Origin of the sequence: Streptomyces sp. LaBMicrA B280 (genome assembly GCF_049222185.1) — a bacterium.
Classification (GTDB): Bacteria; Actinomycetota; Actinomycetes; order Streptomycetales; family Streptomycetaceae; genus Streptomyces; species Streptomyces murinus.
In genome coordinates this window covers 72363-92406 of sequence record NZ_JBMJCT010000017.1, presented here as the reverse complement: position 1 = coordinate 92406, position 20044 = coordinate 72363, and the positions used below count along the sequence as shown (strand labels likewise).

The 20044-nt window shown below is 71.5% G+C and carries 20 protein-coding genes and 1 pseudogene; 5 read left to right on the top strand and 16 right to left on the bottom strand.

The window, feature by feature from the left end; translation table 11 throughout:
* Nucleotides 1-115: 115 nt before the first annotated feature.
* The 5 genes from tsaE to ACLF5H_RS17250 form a co-directional block, all read right to left on the bottom strand.
* Nucleotides 116-646, bottom strand: coding sequence for a tRNA (adenosine(37)-N6)-threonylcarbamoyltransferase complex ATPase subunit type 1 TsaE (gene tsaE, locus ACLF5H_RS17270; protein WP_421676923.1), 531 nt, complete (start codon nt 644-646; stop codon nt 116-118).
* Complete coding sequence (locus ACLF5H_RS17265) at nt 609-1847, bottom strand: alpha/beta fold hydrolase (RefSeq protein ID WP_421676922.1); 1239 nt, start codon at nt 1845-1847, stop codon at nt 609-611. The genes tsaE and ACLF5H_RS17265 overlap by 38 nt, the downstream gene beginning before the upstream one ends.
* Nucleotides 1848-2021: 174 nt before the next feature.
* Nucleotides 2022-3236 (bottom strand): alanine racemase, encoded by a 1215-nt coding sequence (alr, locus tag ACLF5H_RS17260; RefSeq protein WP_421676921.1) that lies wholly within the window; start codon nt 3234-3236, stop codon nt 2022-2024.
* 162 nt (nt 3237-3398) lie between these two features.
* Complete coding sequence (locus ACLF5H_RS17255) at nt 3399-4829, bottom strand: NAD(P)H-hydrate dehydratase (RefSeq protein ID WP_421676920.1); 1431 nt, start codon at nt 4827-4829, stop codon at nt 3399-3401.
* A gap of 80 nt (nt 4830-4909) precedes the next feature.
* Entirely contained in the window at nt 4910-5281 is a 372-nt protein-coding gene (locus ACLF5H_RS17250) for a holo-ACP synthase (RefSeq protein ID WP_421676919.1), read from the bottom strand.
* A 52-nt stretch (nt 5282-5333) separates the two neighbouring features.
* Here ACLF5H_RS17250 and ACLF5H_RS17245 point away from each other — a divergent pair.
* Nucleotides 5334-6124: pseudogene (locus ACLF5H_RS17245) on the top strand (SDR family NAD(P)-dependent oxidoreductase).
* A gap of 63 nt (nt 6125-6187) precedes the next feature.
* Here the strand turns inward: ACLF5H_RS17245 and glmS are convergent.
* On the bottom strand, nt 6188-8035 hold the full coding sequence (gene glmS / locus ACLF5H_RS17240) for a glutamine--fructose-6-phosphate transaminase (isomerizing) (RefSeq protein WP_421676918.1): 1848 nt from the start codon (nt 8033-8035) through the stop codon (nt 6188-6190).
* Between the two features lie 186 nt (nt 8036-8221).
* Here glmS and ACLF5H_RS17235 point away from each other — a divergent pair, with 186 nt between their 5' ends.
* From ACLF5H_RS17235 to ACLF5H_RS17225, 3 genes are all read left to right on the top strand, one after another.
* Complete coding sequence (locus ACLF5H_RS17235; protein ID WP_421676917.1) at nt 8222-9769, top strand: FG-GAP-like repeat-containing protein; 1548 nt, start codon at nt 8222-8224, stop codon at nt 9767-9769.
* Nucleotides 9770-9904: 135 nt separating this feature from the next.
* Nucleotides 9905-10873, top strand: coding sequence for a type I pantothenate kinase (gene coaA, locus ACLF5H_RS17230; protein WP_421676945.1), 969 nt, complete (start codon nt 9905-9907; stop codon nt 10871-10873).
* A 28-nt stretch (nt 10874-10901) separates the two neighbouring features.
* On the top strand, nt 10902-11831 hold the full coding sequence (locus ACLF5H_RS17225; protein ID WP_421676916.1) for a DUF389 domain-containing protein: 930 nt from the start codon (nt 10902-10904) through the stop codon (nt 11829-11831).
* Between the two features lie 130 nt (nt 11832-11961).
* Here ACLF5H_RS17225 and glmM read toward each other — a convergent pair whose 3' ends face one another.
* From glmM to rplM, 3 genes are all read right to left on the bottom strand, one after another.
* Nucleotides 11962-13320: a phosphoglucosamine mutase gene (glmM, locus tag ACLF5H_RS17220; RefSeq protein ID WP_421676915.1), complete on the bottom strand. Its 1359-nt coding sequence runs from the start codon at nt 13318-13320 to the stop codon at nt 11962-11964.
* A gap of 194 nt (nt 13321-13514) precedes the next feature.
* Nucleotides 13515-14027, bottom strand: coding sequence for a 30S ribosomal protein S9 (gene rpsI / locus ACLF5H_RS17215; RefSeq protein ID WP_148026541.1), 513 nt, complete (start codon nt 14025-14027; stop codon nt 13515-13517).
* 41 nt (nt 14028-14068) lie between these two features.
* The gene (gene rplM, locus ACLF5H_RS17210; RefSeq protein ID WP_037657589.1) at nt 14069-14512 is read right to left on the bottom strand and encodes a 50S ribosomal protein L13; all 444 of its coding nucleotides are present in this window, start codon (nt 14510-14512) and stop codon (nt 14069-14071) included.
* Between the two features lie 276 nt (nt 14513-14788).
* On the opposite strand from rplM, the gene ACLF5H_RS17205 reads away from it, so the two are divergent.
* On the top strand, nt 14789-15682 hold the full coding sequence (locus tag ACLF5H_RS17205; RefSeq protein WP_421676914.1) for a hypothetical protein: 894 nt from the start codon (nt 14789-14791) through the stop codon (nt 15680-15682).
* Between the two features lies 1 nt (nt 15683).
* Here the strand turns inward: ACLF5H_RS17205 and truA are convergent, their stop codons facing one another.
* The 7 genes from truA to infA all read right to left on the bottom strand — a co-directional run bounded on the left by truA (nt 15684) and on the right by infA (nt 19912).
* Nucleotides 15684-16538, bottom strand: coding sequence for a tRNA pseudouridine(38-40) synthase TruA (gene truA / locus ACLF5H_RS17200; protein ID WP_421676913.1), 855 nt, complete (start codon nt 16536-16538; stop codon nt 15684-15686).
* Nucleotides 16539-16684: 146 nt separating this feature from the next.
* The gene (gene rplQ / locus ACLF5H_RS17195; RefSeq protein WP_037657581.1) at nt 16685-17158 is read right to left on the bottom strand and encodes a 50S ribosomal protein L17; all 474 of its coding nucleotides are present in this window, start codon (nt 17156-17158) and stop codon (nt 16685-16687) included.
* Nucleotides 17159-17319: 161 nt separating this feature from the next.
* On the bottom strand, nt 17320-18342 hold the full coding sequence (locus tag ACLF5H_RS17190; RefSeq protein WP_003966937.1) for a DNA-directed RNA polymerase subunit alpha: 1023 nt from the start codon (nt 18340-18342) through the stop codon (nt 17320-17322).
* Between the two features lie 131 nt (nt 18343-18473).
* A complete protein-coding gene (rpsK, locus tag ACLF5H_RS17185) occupies nt 18474-18878 on the bottom strand; it encodes a 30S ribosomal protein S11 (RefSeq protein WP_003956432.1) in 405 nt (134 codons plus the stop codon).
* A gap of 66 nt (nt 18879-18944) precedes the next feature.
* Nucleotides 18945-19325: a 30S ribosomal protein S13 gene (rpsM, locus tag ACLF5H_RS17180; protein WP_037657579.1), complete on the bottom strand. Its 381-nt coding sequence runs from the start codon at nt 19323-19325 to the stop codon at nt 18945-18947.
* 191 nt (nt 19326-19516) lie between these two features.
* Nucleotides 19517-19630, bottom strand: a complete 114-nt coding sequence (rpmJ, locus tag ACLF5H_RS17175; RefSeq protein WP_003998809.1) for a 50S ribosomal protein L36 — start codon at nt 19628-19630, stop codon at nt 19517-19519.
* 60 nt (nt 19631-19690) lie between these two features.
* A complete protein-coding gene (infA, locus tag ACLF5H_RS17170; protein WP_004927214.1) occupies nt 19691-19912 on the bottom strand; it encodes a translation initiation factor IF-1 in 222 nt (73 codons plus the stop codon).
* Nucleotides 19913-20044: the final 132 nt, after the last annotated feature.

The window sequence follows — 20044 nt, the reverse complement described above, 5'->3', positions numbered from 1 at the left end:
CCTGAGGTGCGGCGGCGTAGTTAGGCATGCCTGACTACGGGCTGGACACCATGTCATCACGCCCGGGATGGCCACGCAACATCTTGCCGACGGCCTGTCGGAAAACCCTGCCGGGTCAGGCCGTGAGGGTCTCCAGGCCCGCCTCGGCCCAGCGCGCGCCGAGCCCCGTGAGGGTCACCTGCCGCACCTCGTCCGTGGTGTCGCCGACCGCGCGGTCGATGACGAGCTGGAGCCGGTCCTCGGTCAGCTCCTCGACCTTGCCCTCGCCCCATTCCACGACGATCACCGAGTCGGACAGCGAGACATCGAGGTCCAGGTCCTCCATCTCGTCCAGACCGCCACCGAGCCGGTAGGCGTCCACATGCACGAGCGGCGGACCGTCGCCGAGGGACGGATGCACCCGGGCGATCACGAAGGTCGGCGAGGTGACCGCGCCCCGCACCCCGAGCCCCTCCCCCAGCCCCCGGGTCAGCGTGGTCTTGCCCGCGCCCAGTTCCCCGGACAGCATCACCAGGTCCCCGGCGCGCAGCAGCTCGGCGAGGCGCCGCCCCAGCTCGCGCATCTGCTCGGGCGAGGTGATCGTCAGCCGGGTCTCGGCCCGGTCGTGCTCAGCGGGGTCGTACGGTGCTGCTGCTGGACGTTCCATAGGAACTTACGGTAGCCGCTGCGGGCACCGCCCCCGCGCGGGTGAGCAGATCGGCGAGGCGGTCTATGACCACCTCCGGGTGCTCCAGCATCACCAGATGCCCGGCGTCCGGCACCAGCACCAGCTCGGCGTCCGGCAGCTCGTCGGCTATGGCCTCGCTGTGCCCGCTCGGCGTCACCAGGTCCTGCACCCCCGCCAGCACCAGCACCGGCATCTCCCGGAAGCAGGCCAGCGCCCCCGTCTTGTCGTGGTCGGTGAAGGCCGGATAGAACTCGGCGACCACATCGATCGGCGTGGACTCGATCATCCGCTCGGCGAACCGCTCCACCGCCGGGTCGATGTCCCGCCCGGCGAACGAGTACCGCTTGATGATCCCGGCGAACAGCTCCGCCGTCGCCCGGCGCCCCTTCTCCACCAGCTCCGCCTGCTGCCCGAGCGCCCTGAGCACCCCCGGCAGGATCCGGCGTATCGCGTTGACGCCGGCCACCGGCAGCCCGAAGTTCACCTCGCCGAGCCGCCCCGAGGACGTGCCCACGAACGCGGTGGCGACCACCCGCTCCGCGATCAGCTCCGGGTACTGCGCGGCGAGCGCCATCACGGTCATCCCGCCCATCGAGTGGCCGACCAGCACGAGCGGCCCCTCGGGCGCGGCGGCGTCGACGACCGCCTTCAGATCGCGGCCGAGCTGATCGATGGTCAGCGGCTCCCGGTCCCGGCTCTGTGCCACGCCCCGCCCGGAGCGGCCGTGGCTGCGCTGGTCCCAGTGCACCGTGCGCACGACCCCGCGCAGGGCCGCCCGCTGGAAGTGCCAGGAGTCCTGGTTGAGGCAGTAGCCGTGGCAGAAGACGACGGTGACCGGGGCCGGCGCCTTGCGGCCGAAGAGCCGCAGCCGGCGCGCGGCGGGCGACCCGCCCGCGTCCGGCGCCACCTCGTCGACCTCGTAGTACAGCTCGGTGCCGTCATCGGCGTACGCCTTGCCCGGGGTGCCGCGCAGGGTGCCGTAGGGCCCCGCGGAGTCCAGGGCGAGACGTGCCTTGCGGCGCACCGCGCGGCCCACCGTCATCCGCTCGACGGCGACCCCGGCCGCCGCGCCCGCGGCGAGGACGCCTATCGCGGCACCGGCGATGCCCGTCGCCCTGCGCCAGCTCCCGGCCGCCGAGGCGACGGCGTCCGTCACGGTCTCCGCCCTGCTGTCGCTCACGTGCCGCTCCTCCTCGCCGTCGTACCGAATCGTCGTACCGAATCGCCCCGTACCGACTCGCCCTACGGATGTGCCGTACCGATGTTCGCCGAGACGAGTGCGACCGGGTGCGCGGATGTGACCGTTGTTACACGTGATTTGAGGCAGCCGGTCGCGGTCTTTTCCTCGGACGGGTTATCCGCGCACGTCCTTGTTGACGTCGTCGACGCCGTTGACGCCGTTGACGCCGTTGACGTCATCGACATAGACGCGCGGCACCCTGCTTCCGATGCGCGTGACGATCTCGTACACGATCGTGCCGCACGCCGTCGCCCAGTCCTCGGCGGTGGGCTCGCCCCGGTCGCCGGGGCCGAAGAGCACGGCCTCGGCGCCGACCGGCGGTTCGTCGCCGCCGAGGTCCACCACGAACTGGTCCATGGCGACCCGCCCGGCGGCCGTCCGCCACTTGCCGTCGACCAGCACGGGCCCGGCGCCGGAGGCGTGCCGCGGGACGCCGTCGCCGTAGCCGATCGGGACCAGGCCGAGGGTGGTGTCGCCGGGGGTGACGTAGTGGTGGCCGTAACTGACCCCGTGTCCGCCCGGCACCCGCTTGACCAGGGCGAGCGAGGTGCTGAGCGTCATCACCGGGCGCAGTCCGAAGTCCGCCGGGGTGCCGACCTCGGGGCTGGGCGAGAGGCCATACATGGCGATACCGGGACGGACCAGGTCGAAATAGGTCTCCGGAAGGGTGAGCGTGGCGGGCGAGTTGGCGATGTGCCGCACCTCGGGGCGCACCCCCTGCTCCTCGGCGTACGCCACCATCTCCCGGAAGCGGGTGAGCTGGGCGTCGATGGAGGGGTGGCCCGGCTCGTCGGCGCAGGCGAAGTGCGACCACAGTCCGGTGACCCGGACCAGTCCTTCGGCCTCGGCGCGCAGCGCGGCGGCGACCAGCTCCGCCCAGTCGGCGCCGGGCTGGCAGCCGTTGCGGCCGAGCCCGGTGTCGGCCTTGAGCTGGATGCGCGCGGTCCGTCCGGCGGCGCGGGCGGCCTCGGTGACCTCCCGCAGCGCCCACATCCCGCTGAGGGACACGTCGATGTCGGCCTCGATCGCCTGCCGCCAGGGCCCCCCGGGCACCCACAGCCAGCACAGGACGCGCTGGGTCAGCCCGGCCGCGCGCAGCGCGAGGGCCTCCTCGGGCAGGGCGGTGCCGATCCAGGTGGCCCCGGCCTCGACGGCCGCGCGGGCGCAGGGCAGCGCGCCGTGGCCGTATCCGTCGGCCTTGACGACGGCCATCACGGCCGCGTCCCCCACGCGGGCACGCAGGGTCCGCACATTGGCGCGCAGCGCGCCCAGATCGATCTCGGCACGGGCACGGAGCGGGGCGGTCGGCACAGCTGCTGTCTCAGTCATGGCGCCCCCAGTCTCTCAGAGCGCGCGCCCGGCTCCCGGCGGCGGTGCGGGTACGGCCACCGCGCGGGCGCAGGGGGCGGTAGGGGTACGGCAGTTGACCGGCGCCGGTGCCACGACGTCCCGTACCCCGCCCCGCCCCCGCTCCGCCCCCGCTCCGCCTCCTCAGTCCCGCACGTCCCGCCAGGCCTCCGGCACGCACTCCGCCACGTCATGCGCACCGGCCGGCGCGCCCTGCGCCGCGAACCGGCCCGCCAGTCCGTGCAGATACGCGGCGACGCTGCCCGCGTCCAGGGCGGACAGGCCTGCGGCGAGCAGCGAGCCGCCGAGACCGGAGAGCACATCGCCGCTGCCCGCGGTGGCCAGCCAGGGGGTGCCGGTGGCGTTCACCCGTACCGCGCCGCCCGCCGTGTCCGCGACCAGCGTGGTCGAGCCCTTCAGCAGCACCGTCGCCCGGTACACCGCCGCCAGTTCGCGCGCCGCGGCCAGCCGGGCGCCCTCGACCTCCTCGCGCGCCACCCCGAGCAGCGCCGCGGCCTCGCCCGCGTGCGGAGTCATCAGGGTGGGCGCGGTACGCCCTCGTACGGCGTCCCGGTCCGCGAGCCGCAGCCCGTCCGCGTCCAGCAGCACCGGCACCTCGGCGGCCAGCACCTCGGCGACGGTCGCCGCGTCGTCGCCCGCGCCGGGACCGGTGACCCAGGCCTGCACCCGGCCCGCCCCGGCCGGGCCCCGGTCGGAGACCAGGGTCTCGGGGAAGCGGGCGATGACCGCCTCCGCGGCCGGGCCGACGTAGCGCACCGCCCCCGCGCCGCCGCGCAGCGCCCCGGAGACGGCGAGCACCGCGGCGCCCGGGTAGCGCCCGGAACCGGCCGCGACGCCGACCACGCCCCGCCGGTACTTGTCGCTCTCGGCGGCCGGACGCGGCAGCAGGCGCGCCACGTCCGCGTGTTGCAGCGCCTCCAGCTCGGGCTCGGCGGGCAGCTCCAGGCCGATGTCGACCAGCCGCACCACCCCGGCGTACTCCCGCGCCGGGTCCACCAGCAGTCCGGGCTTGTACGTGCCGAAGGTGACGGTGAGGTCCGCCCGTACGGCCGCGCCCCGCACCTGGCCGCTGTCCGCCTCGACCCCGCTCGGCAGGTCCACCGCGACCACCGCGGCCCGGGTCCGCGCCACGGCCGCCACCAGCCGCTCGGCGTCGGGCCGCAGCCCGCCCGTGCCGCCGATCCCGACGATGCCGTCCACCACGAGGTCGGCCCGCCCGATCGCGTCGTCGGCCGCCTCGGGCACCGCGCTCACGCCCCCGGCCCGCCGCAGCGCGGCCAGTCCCTGGGCGTGCGCCCGCTCGGGCGACAGGAGGACGGCCGTCACTCCGGCCCCCCGTCGCGCCAGCCGGGCACCGGCGTACAGGGCGTCGCCGCCGTTGTCGCCGCTGCCGATCAGCAGAACCACCCGGCTGCCGTACACCCGGCCCAGCAGTTCGGCGCAGGCGGCGCTCAGTCCGGCGGCCGCCCGCTGCATCAGCGCCCCCTCGGGCAGCCGCGCCATCAGGGCCCGCTCGGCCGCCCGCACCGTCTCCACGCTGTACGCACTCCGCATGGCACCGAGTCTGCCCCGTGACCCCCACCGCGCACACCCGGGCCCGGCCGGTCGGCCCCCACCGCCCGCACCGGAGCCGGTCAGGCCTCGGCGACCACCACGGCCGAGGCGATGCCCGCGTCATGGCTGAGGGAGATGTGCCAGGACCGCACCCCCAGCTCGGCGGCGCGCGCGGCGACCGTGCCCCGCACCCGCAGCCGCGGCCGCCCGTTGTCCTCGACGTACACCTCGGCGTCCGTCCACAGCAGCCCCGGCGGTGCCCCGAGCGCCTTGGCCAGCGCCTCCTTCGCCGCGAACCGGGCCGCCAGCGAGGCGATGCCGCGCCGCTCCCCGCTGGGCAGCAGCAACTCCGCGGCCACGAACAGCCGGTCGGCCAGCTGCGGGGTCCGCTCCAGGGACGCCCGGAAGCGGTCGATCTCCGCCACGTCGATCCCGACTCCGATGATGCTCATGGGCAGCACCCTAGGGGGGCGGCGTCCCGCGCATCCCCTCTACGCTTCCGGCATGACGAGCACCACGCCCCAACAGGGCTATCTCACCGAGCTGTTCTCGCTGGCCGGCCGTGTCGCCGTGGTGACCGGGGGCAGTTCCGGCATCGGCCGGGCCGTCGCCGGGGCGCTGGCGCGGGCCGGGGCGAGCGTGGTGGTCGTGGCCCGGGGCGAGGAGCAACGGGCGGCCACCGTCGAGGAGTTGACGGCGGCCGGGTGCCGGGCGGCCGGGGTCGCCGGGGACCTCGGCAGCCGGGCGGGCGTCCGGGCGGCGGCCGAGGCGGCGGCGGAGGTGTTCGGGGAGCCGGACATCCTGGTGAACTCGGCCGGGATCAATCTGCGGCCCCCGATGGACGAGCTGACCGAGGACGTCTGGGACGCCACCATGGCCGTGAACCTGGAGGCGCCCTTCCTGCTGGGGCAGCGGTTCGGGCCCGGCATGGCCGAGCGCGGCTTCGGGCGGATCATCCACATCAGCTCCCAGCAGGCGCACCGGGCCTTCGTGAGCAGCGGCGCGTACGGCGTCTCCAAGGGCGCCCTGGAGTCGCTCGCCCGCTCACAGCGGAGGCGTGGTCGCCGTACGGGGTCACCTGCAACACCCTGGTGCCGGGCTTCGTGATGACCCCGCTCAACGCGCGGCTGTCCGCCGACCCGGAGAAGGTCACGGCGCTGGCCGCGCGCACCATGACCGGGCGCAACGGCCTCGCCGAGGACTTCGCGGGCGCCGCCGTCTTCCTCGCCGGCCGCGCCTCCGCCTACGTCACGGGCCAGTCGATCCGCGTCGACGGAGGCTTCTCGGTCCACTAGGGGCCCCGGTCCACCAGGGCCTCCCGGTCCACCAGGGCTTCCCGGTTCACCAGGAGCAGCGGCTCACTCCACGGTCACCGACTTCGCCAGGTTCCGCGGCTGGTCCACCTCGTTGCCCCGGGCCGCGGCCAGTTCGCAGGCGAAGACCTGGAGCGGCACCGTGGCCACCACCGGCTGGAGCAGGGTCGGCGTGACCGGGATGCGGATCAGGTGGTCGGCGTACGGGACGACCGCCTCGTCGCCCTCCTCCGCGATCACGATGGTGCGCGCCCCGCGCGCCCGGATCTCCTGGATGTTGGAGACGATCTTGTCGTGCAGCAGGGAGCGGCCGCGCGGCGACGGTACGACGACCACCACCGGCATGTCCTCCTCGACCAGCGCGATCGGCCCGTGCTTCAGCTCGCCCGCCGCGAAGCCCTCGGCGTGCATATAGGCGAGTTCCTTGAGCTTGAGCGCGCCTTCGAGGGCGACCGGGTAGCCGACGTGCCGGCCCAGGAAGAGCACGGTGTCCTTGCCGGCCAGGGTGCGCGCCAGCGCCCGTACCGGCTCCATGGTCTCCAGGACGCGCTCGACCTCGTCCGAGATCTTGGACAGGTCCTTGATCACCGCCTGGATCTCGTCGCCCCACTTGGTGCCGCGCACCTGGCACAGGTACAGGGCGACCAGGTAGCAGGCGACCAGCTGGGTCAGGAACGCCTTGGTGGAGGCGACCGCGACCTCGGGCCCGGCGTGCGTGTACAGCACCGCGTCCGACTCGCGCGGGATCGTGGAGCCGTTGGTGTTGCAGATCGCCAGCACCTTGGAGCCCTGCTCGCGGGCGTGCCGCAGCGCCATCAGGGTGTCCATGGTCTCGCCCGACTGGGAGATCGCGATCACCAGGGAACGGCCGCCGAGGATCGGGTCCCGGTAGCGGAACTCGCTGGCCAGCTCCACCTCGCAGGGGATCCGCGTCCAGTGCTCGATGGCGTACTTGGCGATCAGCCCGGCGTGGAAGGCCGTACCGCAGGCCACGATCACGACCTTGTCGATCTGGCGCAGATCGGCGGGGGTGATCCGCAGCTCGTCCAGGGTGAGCGAGCCGGACGGGTCGATCCGGCCGAGCAGGGTGTCGGCGACCGCCTTGGGCTGCTCGGCGATCTCCTTGAGCATGAAGTAGTCGTAGCCGTCCTTCTCGGCGGCCGAGGCGTCCCAGTCCACGTGGTAGGAGTGCACCTCGGCGGGCAGCCCGTCGAAGCCGGTCACGGTCACCCCGTCGCGGCGCAGCTCCACCACCTGGTCCTGGCCCAGCTCGATCGCCGAGCGGGTGTGCGCGATGAACGCGGCGACGTCGGAGGCGAGGAACGCCTCACCCTCGCCGACGCCGACCACCAGCGGCGAGTTGCGGCGCGCGCCGACCACCACGTCCGGGGCGTCCGCGTGCACCGCGACCAGCGTGAACGCGCCCTCCAGGCGCCGGCACACCAGCCGCATCGACTCCGCGAGATCGCCGGCCGCCGAGTACTCCTCGGCCAGCAGATGCGCGACGACCTCGGTGTCCGTCTCGGAGCTCAGCTCATGGCCGCGCTCGGCGAGTTCGGCGCGCAGCAGCGCGAAGTTCTCGATGATGCCGTTGTGGACGACGGCGACCCGGCCCGCGTTGTCCAGATGCGGGTGCGCGTTGTCGTCGGTGGGGCCGCCATGGGTGGCCCAGCGGGTGTGTCCGATGCCCGTCGAACCGGCCGGCAGCGGCCGTTCGACCAGTTCCTTCTCCAGGTTGACCAGTTTCCCGGCCTTCTTCGCGGCGGCCAGACCGCCGTCCGCCAGCAGGGCGACGCCCGCCGAGTCGTATCCCCGGTACTCCAGTCGCTTCAGCCCGGCCATCACGACATCGAGTGCCGACTGCGACCCTACGTATCCCACGATTCCGCACATGAGCCGCAGCCTACGGGCCGATCGACCGTCAAAAGTGGCGCCGCGTGCCCGATTTCGGAAATCCTCGGCCCGTTCAGAGCACATCCGTGGCCTGTTCGTGGCGCATCCGGGTCATCCGCACAACCGTGCGACCGGGTCGGAGGTCTACCGGCCGAACGCCGTAAGCGAACAACGGGAGACACACAGGTGAAGCGCAGACATCGCACCGTCCTGGCCACGGCCGTCGCCGCGACGCTGGCCGGGGGTCTGACCGTAGGGCTGACCGGGCCCGCCACCGCGGCCGGTTCGGGCACGACGACCGGCGCGGGCGCGGTGGCCGCGAAGCGGCCCCTGACCGACTTCAACGGCGACGGGTACGGCGACTTCGCCGTCACCGCCCCGGCCGCCCGGCTGAACGGCAAGTGGCGGGTGGGCGCGGTCACCGTCCTCTACGGCTCGGCGCAGGGCGCCTCGGCGGACCGGCGCACCACCATCACCCAGGACGCCCCCTGGGTGCCGGGCGCGGCCGAGAACGGCGATCTGTTCGGCGCCGCGACCACCGCGGGCGACTTCGACCACGACGGCTACACCGACCTCGCCGTCGGCACCCCGCTGGAGGACGTGGGCACGGACGTCAACGGCGGCCTGGTGCAGATCATGTGGGGCTCCCCGAAGGGCCTGGCCTCGGCCACCACGATCCCCGACCCGGCCCCGGCCGCCCACGACCGCTTCGGCGCCTCGCTCGCCGCCGGCGACTTCGACGGCGACGGCCGCACCGACCTGGCCGTCGGCACCAACGGCTCCACCCTCTACACCTTCCGCAAGGGCATCTCGCGCGGCGGCAAGGCCGGCGCCCTCGCCACCCGCACCCTGCCGCTGCGCTCCGCGCCGGAGGCCGGGATCACCAACCTCACCGCCGGGGACGTCACCGGCGACGGCCGCGCGGACCTGATGGTCAACGGCCTGAACCCCACCAAGGGCGCCGACGGCACGTACTACGACGTCAACTACTTCGTGCCCGGCACCGCCACCGGCCCCTCGGCCACCAGCGCCAAGAAGATGCCCGGCGGGGTCGCCGGCGCCATCGGCGACCTCGACGGCGACGGCCGCGGCGACATCGTCACCGGCGTCTACTGGGGCAGGAACACCGCGAACGGCCCGATCGGCGGCAAGGTCGTCGTCACCTACGGCTCCGCCTCGGGCCCCTCCAGCCGCGTCCAGACCATCACCCAGGAGTCCGGCAACGTCCCCGGCGACTCCGAGAACTGGGACAAGTTCGGCCAGTCGGTCGCCCTCGGCGACATCAACGGCGACGGCCTGCTCGACCTGGCCGTCGGCGCCCCCCAGGAGAACATGCGGCTGTGGGGGAACATGCACTACAACATGGGCACCGTCACCGTGCTGTACGGCTCGACGTCGGGCGTCGACACCAGCGCCGCGCCGCAGTACTTCTACCAGGGCAACCACGGCGTCCCCGGCAGCCCGGACGGCAACTTCGGTACGGCCGTGCTGCTCACCGACCTCGACCACGACGGCGGCGCCGATCTGATCGCCGGCACCCCCTGGGCGGACAACGGCGACGGCACCGTCACCGTGCTGCCCTCCGGCATCACGGCGGACGGCACGCGCCGGATCGGCGCCGCGGGGGCCCGGCTGTTCAAGCCCGGACAGGTCGGGATGGAGATCCTCAACGCCATCCCGCAGTTCGGCAGCATCCTCCAGAACTCCCGTCAGGTGTCCTTGATCAACACCTGACCGGGGCCCGCGGCACCGGCCGGTGCGGGGTGGGAACGTCCGCGTGACGCACACCACCGTCGGCGTGACGCACCCCACCCCGCCACCCCGTTCAAACTCCGTTAACAATGGAATGTGATCTCACCGGTCCCCTCGATGCCCCGGAGCGCCCACCGGCACAGGCCGGAGGCGACTCCCTACGTCGACCTCACCCGAGCCGAGTGGAGCGCGCTGCGCGACAAGACGCCGCTGCCGCTCACTGCCGAGGAGGTGGAGAAGCTGCGCGGTCTGGGCGATGTGATCGACCTGGACGAGGTGCGCGACATCTACCTCCCGCTGTCGCGCCTGCTGAACCTCTACGTCGGCGCGACCGACGGCCTGCGAGGCGCGCTCAACACCTTCCTCGGTGAGCAGGGCTCCCAGTCCGGCACGCCGTTCGTGATAGGCGTCGCCGGCTCGGTCGCCGTCGGCAAGTCCACCGTCGCCCGTCTCCTCCAGGCCCTGCTGTCCCGCTGGCCCGAGCATCCGCACGTGGAGCTGGTCACCACCGACGGCTTCCTGCTGCCGACGAGGGAGCTGGAGGCCCGGGGCCTGATGTCCCGCAAGGGCTTCCCCGAGTCCTACGACCGCCGCGCGCTGACCCGCTTCGTCGCCGACATCAAGGCCGGCAAGAGCGAGGTGACGGCCCCGGTCTACTCGCACCTCATCTACGACATCGTCCCGGAGCAGAAGCTCACGGTCCGGCGCCCCGACATCCTGATCGTGGAGGGCCTGAACGTCCTCCAGCCCGCCCTGCCCGGCAAGGACGGCCGCACCCGCGTGGGCCTCGCCGACTACTTCGACTTCAGTGTGTACGTCGACGCGAGCGGCGAGGACATCGAGCGCTGGTACCTCAACCGCTTCCGCAAGCTGCGCCAGACGGCCTTCCAGGACCCCGACTCGTACTTCCGCAAGTACACCCAGGTCTCCGAGGACGAGGCCCTGGACTACGCCCGCACCCTGTGGCGCACGATCAACAAACCCAACCTGACCGAGAACATCGCCCCGACCCGGGGCCGCGCCACCCTGATCGTCCGCAAGGGCCCCGACCACAAGGTCCAGCGCCTGCGCCTGCGCAAGCTGTAGGGCACGGCGCACCTGCTACAAAGGCGCCATGCTGCATCTGCGCCTGATGTCCCCGGCCGAACGGACCGACGAGGTGGTGCGACTCGTCGAGGCGACGGTCGGCACCGCGCACCTCGCGGTGATACCGGGGGCCGCCCGCGATCCGGCCGGTGACCTGGTGATGTGCGATGTCGCGCGGGAGGCGGCCGACGCGCTCATCGCCGGGCTCCGGCGCCTGGGCCTGGACGACACCGGCTCCATCGCCGTGGAGAACATCGACCTCTCGCTGTCCCGGCGCGCCGACAAGGCGGAGCGGGACGCCCCGGGCGAGGGGGCGGACGCGGTGCTGTGGGAGGGCCTGACCGAGGCCACCCACGAGGAGTCGACCCTGTCGGTCACCTACCTCGCCTTCATCACGCTGGCCACGATGATCGCGGCCTGCGGAGTGGTGCTGGACAACGCCGTCCTGATCGTCGGCGCGATGGCCGTGGGACCGGAGTTCGGCCCGCTGGCAGGCATCTGCACGGCCATGGTCCGGCGCCATCCGCGCCTGGCGCTGCGCTCGGGGACCGCGCTGCTCGTGGGCTTCGCGGTGGCGATGGCGGTGACGGTCGGCTTCAGCCTCTTCATGGACGCCGCCGGCCTGTTCCACCGCTCCGCCCTGGAGGGCCGGCGCCCCAACACCGCGTTCGTCTACGCCCCCGACGCCTTCTCGTTCATCGTGGCGCTGCTCGCGGGCGTGGCCGGCACCCTCTCCCTGACCTCCGCCAAGTCCGCCGCCCTCGTGGGCGTGGCCATCTCGGTCACCACGGTCCCGGCCGCCGCGAACGCGGCCGTCGCCCTCGCCTACGGCGACATGTCCCAGACCCTGGGCTCGACCGACCAACTCCTGCTGAACCTGCTGGGCATCATCCTGGCGGGCACCCTGACGCTGCTGGCCCAGCAGCTCCTCTGGAAGCGGCGGCAGCAACGCCCTTAGGGGCGCGGGGCTGTGCGTACATGCGGCTCCGCCGCGTGGGCGCGACGAGCCGCGAACCACCCGCGGCCCGCGACGCGCGGTCCCGCCCTCCCCGAACCCGGAACTACCGGAGCTACCGGAACTACCGGAACTATCCGAGCGCGGACTTCACCGCGTCCGCGAGCCGCCCGGCGACCGCCCGCGCCTGCTCGATGTCCGCCGCCTCGACCATGACCCGCACCAGCGGCTCGGTCCCGGACGGGCGCAGCAACACCCGCCCCGTGGACCCGAGTTCCCGCTCGGCCTCGGACACCGCCGCGGCCAGGTCGGCCGACGTCCGCACCCGCGACTTGTCCACGTCCGGCACATTGATCAGCACCTGCGGCAACCGCTCCATCACGGACGCCAGTTCGCGCAGGCTACGACCGCTCTGCGCCACCCGCGCCGCCAGCAGCAGCCCCGTCAGCGTCCCGTCACCCGTCGTCGCGTGGTCGAGGATGATCACATGCCCGGACTGCTCACCACCGAGCGCGTACCCGTGCTGCTTCATCTCCTCCAGCACGTACCGGTCGCCGACCGCGGTCTGCATCAGCTGGATCCCGGCCTTCTCCATCGCCAGCTTGAAGCCGAGGTTGGACATCACGGTCGCCACCACGGTGTCGGCCCGCAGCGCGGCGCGCTCCCGCATCGCCAGCGCCAGCACCGCGAGGATCTGGTCGCCGTCGACCTCCTCGCCGGTGTGGTCCACCGCGAGGCACCGGTCGGCGTCGCCGTCGTGCGCGATGCCGAGATCCGCGCCGTGCTCGATCACCGCCGCCTTCAGCAGCCCGAGATGGGTCGAGCCGCAGCCGTCGTTGATGTTGAGTCCGTCCGGCTCCGCGCCGATCGTGACGACCTGGGCACCGGCCCGGGTGAACGCCTCCGGCGAGACCCCCGCGGCCGCGCCGTGCGCCTCGTCCAGGACGATCTTCAGCCCGTCCAGCCGGTTGGGCAGCACCGACAGCAGATGGCCGACGTACTGCTCGAAACCCTCGTCGTAGGGCCGCAGCCGCCCCACCCCGGCGCCCGTCGGCCGCTGCCAGGGCTCGCCGTGCCGGTGGGACTCGTAGACCGCCTCGATCCGGTCCTCCAGCTCGTCGGCGAGCTTGTGACCGCCGCGCGCGAAGAACTTGATGCCGTTGTCCGGCATGGCGTTGTGGCTCGCGGAGAGCATCACACCGAGGTCGGCGCCGAGCGCGCCGGTGAGATGGGCCACCGCCGGCGTCGGCAGCACGCCGACCAGCAGGACGTCCACGCCCGCGCTCGCCAGGCCCGCGGCCACCGCGGCCTCCAGGAACTCCCCGGACGCACGCGGGTCCCGACCGACCACGGCCTTCGGCCGGTGGCCCGCGAAGGTACCCGCCTCGGCCAGCACATGCGCCGCGGCCACGGAGAGGCCAAGGGCCATCTCCGCGGTCAGATCCGCGTTGGCGACACCGCGCACGCCGTCCGTGCCGAAGAGTCGTCCCACTTGTCCTCCTGAGGAAGCGTCGATGGCGTAAACGGACGGGCGCCACAGCGATGGGGGGCGCCTCGCCATCCGATCACACAAGCCTTTGAGCGTCTTGTGTCGTTATACGCCCTTGGCTGGGATAAACGAACGCCCCGACGGCACATGTGGCGTGCCGCCGGGGCGTTCGGAGTACGAGCAGCAGCTCCCGCTGTTTAGCGCTTGCTGTACTGCGGAGCCTTACGGGCCTTCTTCAGACCGGCCTTCTTCCGCTCGACCGCGCGGTCGTCGCGGCGCAGGAAGCCGGCCTTCTTCAGGGCACCACGGTTGTTGTCGACGTCCGCCTCGTTCAGCGCACGGGCGACACCGAGACGGAGCGCACCGGCCTGACCGGAGACACCGCCACCCGCGATGCGGGCGACGACGTCGTAACGGCCCTCGAGCTCGAGCACCTTGAAGGGCTCGTTGACCTCCTGCTGGTGCACCTTGTTCGGGAAGTAGTCCTCGAGGGTGCGGCCGTTGATCTTCCACTTGCCGGTGCCCGGGACGATCCGGACGCGGGCAATGGCGTTCTTGCGACGGCCCAGGCCGGCGGCCGGCTGGGGCTCGCCGAAGCGGGAGGCCATGGACTCCGAGGTGTACTCACCCTCGACGGGGACCTCGGACTCGGTGGTGTAGCTGTCGATGTCAAGCTCTTCGAGCGGCTGCTCGGCAGTGGTCTCGGCCACGATTCTCCTCAGATTCTCTTCAGCTTTGGGGGTGGCCGGAATTACTGCGCGACCTGGGTGATCTCGAACGGCACCGGCTGCTGGGCAGCGTGCGGGTGCTGGTCACCCTTGTAGACCTTCAGCTTCGAGAGCATCTGACGGCCCAGAGTGTTCTTGGGGAGCATGCCCTTGACGGCCTTCTCGACGGCCTTCTCGGGGTTGTTCGCCAGCAGGTCGTCGTAGCGGACCGCGCGCAGACCACCCGGGTAACCGGAGTGGCGGTACGCCATCTTCTGGGTCCGCTTGTTGCCGGACAGGTGCACCTTGTCGGCGTTGATGATGATGACGAAGTCACCGGTGTCGACGTGAGGCGCGTAGATCGCCTTGTGCTTGCCCCGGAGCAGGGACGCGGCAGTGGTGGCGAGACGACCCAGGACGACGTCCTGAGCGTCAATGACGTGCCACTGGCGCGTCACATCGCCGGGCTTGGGGCTGTACGTACGCACGGTTCGTAGCCTTCGCTTCGAGTGAATGGTCCTGAACAGGTCACCGAAACGATCACGACAGCCTCGACCGCACCGCGGTGACGCAAACCGCGTGCTGATCGCTGGTCATCGGCCCGGTGGACCGGTGTAAGGGCCCGTCCCGTGAGAATGAGCAAGCCAATACACAACGAAGAAGCAGGTTACCTGGCGGCCCCCGGACGGGTCAAAACGAGGCAGGCCGCCCGGCGGGCCGCCGCTCGGTATTCCCCGTGATCCCCCGCGTCTAAGATGCGCCCCATGAGTTATGGGCAGGGGGGACCCCAGTCTCAGTGGGATCCCTGGAAACCGCAATCACAGCAGCCCCAGCAGCCTCAGCAGCCCTGGAGCGGCGGCGGCGACGAGGGGACACCCGACTGGGCCGCGCTCGCGGACGCCTCGGAGACCCGCGGCAAGCGGCGCAAGCTGCTGTTCATCGGCGGCGGAGCGCTCGCCACGGTCGCCGTCGGCGCCGCGGTCGCCCTCGCCGTCGTCTCCGCGGGCGGGCACGACAACGCCTCCGGGCACCCCACACAGGTGCCCAGCGCCTCGCTGCCCGACGGCTCCCCCACCGCGCCGTCCTTCGCGCCCACCAGCGCCCCGCCGCCGCTGGACCCGAAGGTCTTCATATCCAGCGCCAAGAAGGACACCGCCCCGCTGAGCCCCGCCACCCTGTTCCCGGGCACGCGGCTCACCATGGGCGGCACGGTGTACAAGAAGGGCGCCACCGGCGACACCACCAGCTGCGCGGCGGCGGCAGGCGGCTCGCTGCCCAAGATCCTCACCGCCGACGGCTGCACCCGGGTGATGCGCGCCACGTACACCGACGGCGACATCGCGGTCACCGTCGGCGTCGCCCTGTTCGACACCGAGGCCCAGGCCACGAAGGCGCGGCGGCAGACGGACGACCACAGCATCGTGCGCGCGCTGTCCGGCAAGGGCGTCGCCGCCTTCTGCGACGGCGCGACCTGCCGCTCGACCCGCAACGCCTACGGCCGCTACGCCTACTTCACCCTCGCCGGGTTCACCAACGGCAAGAACGTCACCACCAAGGACACCGCGGTCTTCCGCGCCGGCGACGACGTGGCGGAGTTCACCTTCCAGCAGATCCACCGCCGCGGCCAGGCCCAGGCCTCGGCGGCGGCGAACCGCTAGCTCAGCAGCACCCCGCCGACGGCAGCGAGCGCTTGTTGCGGGCCTCCTTGTTACGGGCGGCCAGCAGCTCGTCGGCGGGGTAGCCGACCTCTTCGAGGGTCAGCCCGTGCGGTCGTACGACATGGACGGCGGAGTCGCGCACCCCGGCGGCCAGCACCTTCCCGGGCCACTCGGGGCCCCGGTGCCCGTCGCCGACGAACAGCAGCGCGCCGATCAGCGAGCGGACCATGTTGTGGCAGAACGCGTCCGCCCGAACCGTCGCCGTGACGACCCCGTCCGCGCCCCGCGCCAGGCTCAGGTCCTGGAGCGTGCGGATGGTGGTCGCGCCCTCCCGCTTCTTGCAGTACGCCGCGAAGTCGTGCTCGCCGAGCAGCGCCCGGGCGGCCTCGTTCATGGCCTCCACGTCGAGCGGCCAGTCGTGCCAGAGCACATGGCCGCGCAGCAGCGGGTCCACGCCCCCGGGGTTGTCGGTGACCCGGTACGCGTACCGCCGCCAGATCGCCGAGAACCGGGCGTTGAACCCCTCCGGCGCCTCGGTCAGCCGCCAGATCCGCACATCCTTCGAGAGCCGTCCGGCGAGCCGCTTGAGCAGCTTCTCACGGTGCTCCGCCCACAGCTCGGCCGGCAGATCGACGTGCGCCACCTGCCCGCGCGCGTGCACCCCGGCATCGGTGCGCCCGGCCACGGTCAGCTCGTACGTCTCCTTGGACCGCGTCACCGTGCGCAGCGCGTCCTCGATCTCCCCCTGCACGGTCCGCTTCCCGCCGGCCTGCTTGGCCCAGCCGTGGAAATCGGTGCCGTCGTAGGAGAGATCGAGGCGGATACGTACATGCCCGGGCAGCGCTTCGTCACTCACACACAGATCCTCTCAGCAACAAAAAAAGCGGGCCCGCCCCTTGAAGGGAACGGGCCCACAAACGCGCCCCGAAGGGGCGCGGGGAACTGCGCGACCAGCCACGACAACAGCCGCGGCCGCCGACGCGCAGTCCCCCGGCAGAACGCTTACGCGTCCTTCGACTCCTCAGCGGCAGCCTCGACGGGGGCCTGAGCCTCTTCGGCGTCCTTGGCGGAGCGCTTCGTCGCGGCCTCGGCCTCGCCCACGGCCTTCTGCTGCACCGTCAGCGCCTCGACCAGCTCGATGACAGCCATGGGCGCGTTGTCGCCACGACGGTTACCGATCTTGGTGATGCGGGTGTAGCCACCGGGACGGTTCTCGTACCGCGGGCCGATCTCGGTGAAGAGCGTGTGCACGATGCTCTTGTCCGTGATGACCTGGAGCACCTGACGGCGGTTGTGAAGGTCGCCCTTCTTCGCCTTGGTGACCAGACGCTCGGCGTACGGGCGCAGGCGGCGGGCCTTGGCCTCGGTGGTGGTGATGCGGCCGTGCTCGAAGAGGCTCTTCGCGAGGTTCGCGAGGAGCAGCTTCTCGTGCGCGGCGCTGCCGCCCAGACGGGCACCCTTGGTGGGCTTCGGCATAGTTCTTCTCCTGTGTGTCTGCCCCGGCCGTGTCAGGTACCGGGGTCAGTATCCGAGCAGACGGTTGTCTGTCGGAGACCCGCGCCCCGAAGGGGCGCGGGGAACTGCGCGACCAGCCGCAGCCGGCCGGCAGACGAAATCGAACCCTGAGGCCCGAGTTCCTAGTACTGCTCGGTCTCGACGAAACCGGCGTCCGCGTCGTCGTCCGCGCCGAAGGCGTCCGCGGCGGCCGTCGGGTCGAATCCGGGCGGGCTGTCCTTGAGCGCCAGGCCCATGCCGGCCAGCTTCGCCTTGACCTCGTCGATGGACTTCGCACCGAAGTTGCGGATGTCCAGCAGGTCCGCCTCGGAACGGGCCACGAGCTCACCCACGGAGTGGATGCCCTCGCGCTTGAGGCAGTTGTACGACCGAACGGTGAGCTCGAGCTCCTCGATCGGCAGGGCCAGGTCCGCGGCAAGCGCGGCGTCCGTCGGGGACGGACCCATGTCGATGCCCTCGGCGTCGATGTTCAGCTCGCGCGCGAGACCGAACAGCTCGACCAGGGTCTTACCGGCGGAGGCCATGGCGTCACGCGGACGCATCGCCTGCTTGGTCTCGACGTCCACGATCAGCTTGTCGAAGTCGGTGCGCTGCTCGACACGCGTGGCCTCGACCTTGTACGTGACCTTGAGAACCGGCGAGTAGATGGAGTCGACCGGGATACGGCCGATCTCCTGGCCCACCTGCTTGTTCTGCACCGCGGAGACGTAGCCGCGACCGCGCTCGACGGTCAGCTCCATCTCCAGCTTGCCCTTGCCGTTGAGCGTGGCGAGGACGAGGTCGGGGTTGTGCACCTCGACACCGGCCGGGGGCGCGATGTCGGCGGCGGTGACCAGACCCGGGCCCTGCTTGCGCAGGTACATCACGACCGGCTCGTCGTGCTCCGAGGAGACGACCAGCTGCTTGATGTTGAGGATCAGGTCGGTGACGTCCTCCTTGACGCCCGGCACGGTGGTGAACTCGTGCAGGACGCCGTCGATCCGGATGCTGGTGACAGCGGCACCGGGGATCGAGGACAGGAGGGTACGGCGGAGGGAGTTGCCGAGGGTGTAGCCGAAGCCCGGCTCCAGCGGCTCGATCACGAACCGGGAGCGGAACTCGTCGACGACCTCTTCGGTCAACGAAGGACGCTGAGCGATCAGCATGGTGGAGATCCTTCAGTCAGGGGCGCCCGCTATTTGACGCCCGACTCAGTACTGCAAGGGTACGGGCGGTACGGCTTCCTCACAGAGGCCGTACCGCCCGAAACCGCAAAAAACCAGCGGAGCGCTGCGCGTCAGACGCGGCGGCGCTTCGGCGGGCGGCAGCCGTTGTGCGGGGTCGGGGTGACGTCCTGGATGGAGCCGACCTCAAGACCCGTGGCCTGCAGGGAGCGGATCGCGGTCTCACGACCGGAACCCGGGCCCTTGACGAACACGTCGACCTTGCGCATGCCGTGCTCCTGGGCGCGGCGGGCAGCCGACTCGGCGGCCATCTGCGCGGCGAACGGCGTGGACTTCCGGGAGCCCTTGAAGCCGACGTGGCCGGCGGAGGCCCAGGAGATCACGTTGCCCGAGGGGTCCGTGATCGAGACGATCGTGTTGTTGAACGTGCTCTTGATGTGCGCGTGGCCGTGAGCGACGTTCTTCTTTTCCTTGCGGCGCACCTTCTTGGCAGCGCCCTGACGACCCTTGGGGGGCATCTACAAACTCCTAGAGGGAGGTGGTCGGTCCTACAGCGAAGACCGTGGAATGTGGTCCGCTGCGGACTACTTCTTGCCCGGCTTCTTCTTGCCGGCAATGGCGCGACGCGGGCCCTTGCGGGTGCGGGCGTTGGTGCTGGTGCGCTGACCGCGGACGGGCAGACCGCGACGGTGACGGAGACCCTGGTAGCAACCGATCTCGACCTTGCGGCGGATGTCGGCCTGGATCTCGCGACGAAGGTCACCCTCGGTCTTGATGTTGCTGTCGACGTACTCGCGGATCGCGACCAGCTGCTCTTCGCTCAGGTCACGAACACGGGTGTTCGGGTCGACGCCGGTCGCAGCCAGCGTCTCCTTCGAGAGGGTCCGGCCGATGCCGAACACGTAGGTGAGGGCGACCTCCACGCGCTTTTCGCGCGGGATGTCAACACCGGAAACGCGTGCCATTCAATGGCTCCTGGTGAATCTTCGGAGGTCTTCCGCAGAACCGGCTCCCGGCCGCCGTACCAGGTACGAACCGGGTCCCCGGCCTCCGAGCCGGGGGTGTCGAGCCCATCGGCTCGGGATCTGCGTATGAACAATTCAGCTCGCGTCGCGCGAAGACTCTGCGATAGAGGTGCAGAGAGGGTGGTCGTGCGTCAGCCCTGGCGCTGCTTGTGGCGCGGGTTCTCGCAAATGACCATGACCCGACCGTGACGGCGGATCACCCTGCACTTGTCGCAGATCTTCTTGACGCTCGGCTTGACCTTCATGGGGTGAGGTTCTCCGGGTCAGTGCCATCGCACCGGGCGGGCCCGGGGCGCGGGCAAGATCTACTTGTACCGGTAGACGATCCGGCCACGCGTCAGGTCGTACGGAGACAGCTCCACCACGACCCGGTCGTCAGGGAGAATGCGGATGTAGTGCATACGCATCTTGCCGCTGATGTGTGCCAGGACCTGGTGGCCGTTCTGGAGCTCGACCCTGAACATGGCGTTCGGCAGAGACTCGACGACAGTGCCCTCGATCTCGATGGCACCTTGCTTCTTGGCCACGCTTCGCCCTTCGAATCGACTACCTTGATCGACTCCCCTGCTTTTCCCTTACGGGCGCATGCGGACATGCGGGTGCACGAGAGCCGACGAGTCAGTCTACGTCGGAGGAACCCGAAACGCGAATCGAGGGAG

Coding starts and splice junctions, on each gene's coding strand:
- tsaE (WP_421676923.1), bottom strand. CDS start 646: ATGGAACGTCCAGCAGCAGCACCGTACGACCCCGCTGAGCACGACCGG.
- alr (WP_421676921.1), bottom strand. CDS start 3,236: ATGACTGAGACAGCAGCTGTGCCGACCGCCCCGCTCCGTGCCCGTGCC.
- ACLF5H_RS17255 (WP_421676920.1), bottom strand. CDS start 4,829: ATGCGGAGTGCGTACAGCGTGGAGACGGTGCGGGCGGCCGAGCGGGCC.
- ACLF5H_RS17250 (WP_421676919.1), bottom strand. CDS start 5,281: ATGAGCATCATCGGAGTCGGGATCGACGTGGCGGAGATCGACCGCTTC.
- glmS (WP_421676918.1), bottom strand. CDS start 8,035: ATGTGCGGAATCGTGGGATACGTAGGGTCGCAGTCGGCACTCGATGTC.
- coaA (WP_421676945.1), top strand. CDS start 9,905: ATGCCCCGGAGCGCCCACCGGCACAGGCCGGAGGCGACTCCCTACGTC.
- ACLF5H_RS17225 (WP_421676916.1), top strand. CDS start 10,902: ATGCTGCATCTGCGCCTGATGTCCCCGGCCGAACGGACCGACGAGGTG.
- ACLF5H_RS17205 (WP_421676914.1), top strand. CDS start 14,789: ATGAGTTATGGGCAGGGGGGACCCCAGTCTCAGTGGGATCCCTGGAAA.
- rplQ (WP_037657581.1), bottom strand. CDS start 17,158: ATGCCGAAGCCCACCAAGGGTGCCCGTCTGGGCGGCAGCGCCGCGCAC.
- ACLF5H_RS17190 (WP_003966937.1), bottom strand. CDS start 18,342: ATGCTGATCGCTCAGCGTCCTTCGTTGACCGAAGAGGTCGTCGACGAG.
- rpsK (WP_003956432.1), bottom strand. CDS start 18,878: ATGCCCCCCAAGGGTCGTCAGGGCGCTGCCAAGAAGGTGCGCCGCAAG.
- rpsM (WP_037657579.1), bottom strand. CDS start 19,325: ATGGCACGCGTTTCCGGTGTTGACATCCCGCGCGAAAAGCGCGTGGAG.
- rpmJ (WP_003998809.1), bottom strand. CDS start 19,630: ATGAAGGTCAAGCCGAGCGTCAAGAAGATCTGCGACAAGTGCAGGGTG.